Below are 3,442 nucleotides of genomic sequence, written 5' to 3' on the forward strand. Positions count from 1 at the left end.
CGCCGAGGTCGGCGAGGTGGATGCGGAGCATGGCGTGTGCCGCGATGGTGGCGGCGGTGCGGGTCAGCAGGCCCCAGAAGGTGTGTGCGCCATGGCGGGGGGCAGGGAGGCCGTCCTCTACCCTGGGCGCGCGGGGCGCGTAGCTCAGCGGGAGAGCTCTCGCCTTACAAGCGAGCGGTCGCAGGTTCGATCCCTGCCGCGCCCACCGCAGGCCCCCTGACCTGGGGAAATACCCGGGTCAGGGGGCCTCTCGCGTATTGCACAGCGTCCAGTGACCGCGTAACATCGCCTCCACGGGGACACCGGGCACACCGCTACCGGAGGCACTCATGGCCGCCACCGTCACCCCACTCCCGCACCGCCCGACCCCCTGGGGCGACTACCGCCGCGACTGGGCCCTGACCCTGCGGGCCGAGGGCAAGAGCCCCAACACTCAGCGGCTCTACCTCGGTGCGCTGGACAAGCTGGCCGACTGGTGCGCCGCCCACGACGGGCCCGACGACCCCACCAAGGTCACCCGCCGGCACCTCACCGCGTTCCTCGCCGACCGGCACGCCCACGCCAAGCCGGCCACCGTCTCGGTCGAGTACCGGGCCCTACAGCAGCTCTACCGCTGGCTGGTCGCCGAGGACGAGCTGACCCGCAACCCGCTGGACGGCATGAAGGCCCCCACCGTCCCCGAGGCCCCGGTGCCCGTGCTCACCGACGATCAGCTGCGCACCCTGCTCGCCGCGTGCGAGGGCAAGGACCTGGTCGCCCGCCGCGACACCGCGCTGATCCGGCTGTTCGTCGACACCGGCTGCCGCCGCGCGGAGATCGCCAACCTGACCCTCGGCGACGTCGACTGGACCACCCAGCAGATCACCGTGACCGGGAAGGGCTCGCGGGTGCGGTTCGTGCCGTTCGGCTCCCGCACCGGCCAGGCATTGACCCGCTACCTGCGCGAGCGCAACCGGGACGGCTACGGCGCCCGGCACACCCAGCCCGGCGACCGCCTGTGGATCGCCGAGAAGGGCCGCGGGCCGCTCGGCGCCGACGGCATCCGGCAGATGCTCACCCGCCGCGGCGCCGAGGTCGGCATCCACGTGCACGCCCACCAGTTCCGGCACACCGCGGCGCACGCCTGGCTCGCCTCCGGGGGCAGCGAGGGCGACCTCATGCGGCTGAGCGGGTGGAGGTCGCCGCAGATGCTCCGCCGGTACGCCGCGTCCACCGCCGACGAGCGGGCCCGAGAGGCACACCGCCGCCTCGGCCTGGGGGACCGGCTGTGAACGCCGAGGAGGTGACCCAGGTCGTCCGCCTGCGCTGCGGCAGCTGCAACAGCCAGGTCGGGGCTGTGTACCGGGTGCGGAACTACCACCGCGCCGAGCCGGTCCTCACCCCCGACGGGCAGCAGACGCGGGTGACCGACCTCGCCGAGGGCCTGGTGCTCACCAGCACGTGGCAGCAGACCGAGACACCCAAGCGCGAACGCAGCGCCCCAAGCCATGATGTCGAGCAGCCCGTGCAGGAGGGCGCGCACCTGATCGTCTGGTGCCCTCAGCACGCCGAGATGCAGCCGCCGACCCCGGCCCAGGTCACCGCGTGGGCATCCGAGGCCGAGCGGTCCGGGCGCCGTCTGGTGACCCGCGTGCTGAACCCGAGGCCGGCACCCCGTGAGCCCGGGTCGACACCCTGACAGCGTTGTACTGTTGACGTAGTGCCAGGCCCGTACGGGCCGAAAGCGCCGCGGCGCCGTGCCAGTTCAGGGCGACTGGAGTCATCGAAGGTGGCTCCGCCTTGCCCGCACGACGCCCCGAAGACCGCGCCCTCATCGCGTCCATCGCCGCCCACACCTCGTGGGCCAACACCACCGACCCGGCCGCCCGCACCGCCAAGGCCCGCGCTGCGTTCACCGACCGGTTCGAGCGCGAGGCCGACCCCGACGGCACCCTCCCCGCCGACGAGCGCGCTCGCCGCGCCGAACACCTGCGCCGCGCCCACTACAAGCGGCTGGCGCTCAAGAGCGCCCAGGCCCGCCGCAAGAGCGCCGACCGCGGTGCGGAGCAGTGAGCGCGTGTGAAGGGCCGGCCCCTGCCAGGACCGGCCCCAACGAGAACGCCGCCGCCAAGCAGCCCCTCGCCGCCGAGCGTAGCGCCGCAGGACGACACCCCGACCCCGCCGCCTGGGCCGCCACCGTCTCCCGCCAGCCGCTCAGCCGCGCCGCCCGGACGGTCGCCGGCCAACTCGCCGACCGAGCCCGCGGCGGCCGGGTGCGGACCACCCCCGCCGAGATCGCGGAGTGCACCTGCCTGCGGGTCGTCGAGGTCTACGCCGCCCTCGCCGACCTTGGGTCGAGGCAGCTGGTCGCCCGCGACGGCCGGGGGGCGTACGTGCTCACGCACCCGGGGTCGGCGCGGTGACCGGCCTCTACCGGGCACTGCCCGGCCCCGTCATCGACCTCATCACCGACGGGGCCCCCGCCACCGACCTCCGCAACAGAGGCGACCGCGCCGTGTGGAGTGCCCTCGTCCGCACCGCCGCCAGCGCCCGGCAACACGGCTGGACCTTCGCCGACTGGCACGCCAAGCTCAGCGAGGCCAAGAGCACCCTCGGCAAGCAGGCGCGGCTCAAGAAGGGCACCAAGGAGCGCACCCGCACCGACTGGGACCGCACCCTGGGGAACGCCTGGGACACCGCCGGCCGCTGGCTCGCCAAGGCACCCCCACCCCAGGGAGCTGCCGAGGTGGCCGCCCGGGTCGCCGCCGTCCGCGAGGCCGTCGCCGACGTCGGCGCCGACCTCACCGACACCGAGCGCGCCATCCTCGCCCACGCCGCCGACATCGCCGAGCGCAACCGCACCGACCGACCCGCGGTCCCTCGGGACGCGACCGCCGACGCGCTCGGGATGGGCCAGAAGGCCGTCCGCTGCGCCCTCGATCGACTGGACCGCCGAGGCGTGCTCGTGCGGGCGGTCCCCGGGCGGAGGGCGTCGGAGGAGTCCGGCCGCAGGCGGTCGGCCCTCTACCACCTGCCCACCCCGGAGGCCATCACTACATACCTGTACCGGGGAACCCGGTCTATAGGCCCCTCGGCCCAGGTCTATAGGCCCTCGTCCGTCGACCTCGTTCAGGCCCCTGCCCAGGTCTATAGGCCCCCGTCCGCCGATCCCGCCCCGAGCACCGAGGAGCCCCCCGTGGCCATCACCGTCACCATCACCGCACCCGACCCGGCCGCACTCGCCGGAGCCCTCGACGCGCTGCGCCGTGAGCAAGCCGTGGCCGTCGAGCCCCAGCCGCCGCAGCTCGCTGTCATCGCCGGTGGTCTCGCCGACGACGACGGTGGCCGCCCGTCGAGCCGTCGCAGACCACGTCCCCGGGACCCCGCCGAGCCCGAGCCGGTCCCCGGGCAGCTCGCCCTCCCCGGCACCGGCCAGGGCGGCGACCGATGACCACCACCGACC

At 74.7% G+C, this 3,442-nt stretch carries 5 protein-coding genes and 1 tRNA gene; all 6 read left to right on the forward strand.

The genetic code is table 11. From position 1 onward, the window contains the following. Positions 1-133 precede the first annotated feature (133 nt). The 6 genes from CNO22_RS26220 (at position 134) to CNO22_RS26245 (ending at position 3,430) form a co-directional block, all read left to right on the forward strand. Positions 134-205, forward strand: a tRNA-Val gene (locus tag CNO22_RS26220). A 124-nt stretch (positions 206-329) separates the two neighbouring features. Then, positions 330-1,271, forward strand: a complete 942-nt coding sequence (locus CNO22_RS26225) for a tyrosine-type recombinase/integrase (RefSeq protein WP_100502174.1) — start codon at positions 330-332, stop codon at positions 1,269-1,271. Next, a complete protein-coding gene (locus tag CNO22_RS26230; protein WP_100502175.1) occupies positions 1,268-1,678 on the forward strand; it encodes a hypothetical protein in 411 nt (136 codons plus the stop codon). The genes CNO22_RS26225 and CNO22_RS26230 overlap by 4 nt, the downstream gene beginning before the upstream one ends. A gap of 101 nt (positions 1,679-1,779) precedes the next feature. Continuing rightward, complete coding sequence (locus CNO22_RS26235) at positions 1,780-2,052, forward strand: hypothetical protein (protein WP_100502176.1); 273 nt, start codon at positions 1,780-1,782, stop codon at positions 2,050-2,052. After that, the gene (locus CNO22_RS26240) at positions 2,049-2,402 is read left to right on the forward strand and encodes a hypothetical protein (protein ID WP_100502177.1); all 354 of its coding nucleotides are present in this window, start codon (positions 2,049-2,051) and stop codon (positions 2,400-2,402) included. The genes CNO22_RS26235 and CNO22_RS26240 overlap by 4 nt, the downstream gene beginning before the upstream one ends. After that, positions 2,399-3,430: a hypothetical protein gene (locus CNO22_RS26245; protein WP_100502178.1), complete on the forward strand. Its 1,032-nt coding sequence runs from the start codon at positions 2,399-2,401 to the stop codon at positions 3,428-3,430. Before CNO22_RS26240 ends, CNO22_RS26245 begins: the two co-directional genes overlap by 4 nt. Positions 3,431-3,442 lie beyond the last annotated feature (12 nt).

The sequence above is a fragment of the Geodermatophilus chilensis genome (assembly GCF_002802985.1).
GTDB classification, from domain to species: Bacteria; Actinomycetota; Actinomycetes; order Mycobacteriales; family Geodermatophilaceae; genus Geodermatophilus; species Geodermatophilus chilensis.

What these genes read in the sequence shown, in the direction of transcription:
- CNO22_RS26225 (WP_100502174.1), top strand. Translation starts at nt 330, where the DNA reads ATGGCCGCCACCGTCACCCCACTCCCGCACCGCCCGACCCCCTGGGGC.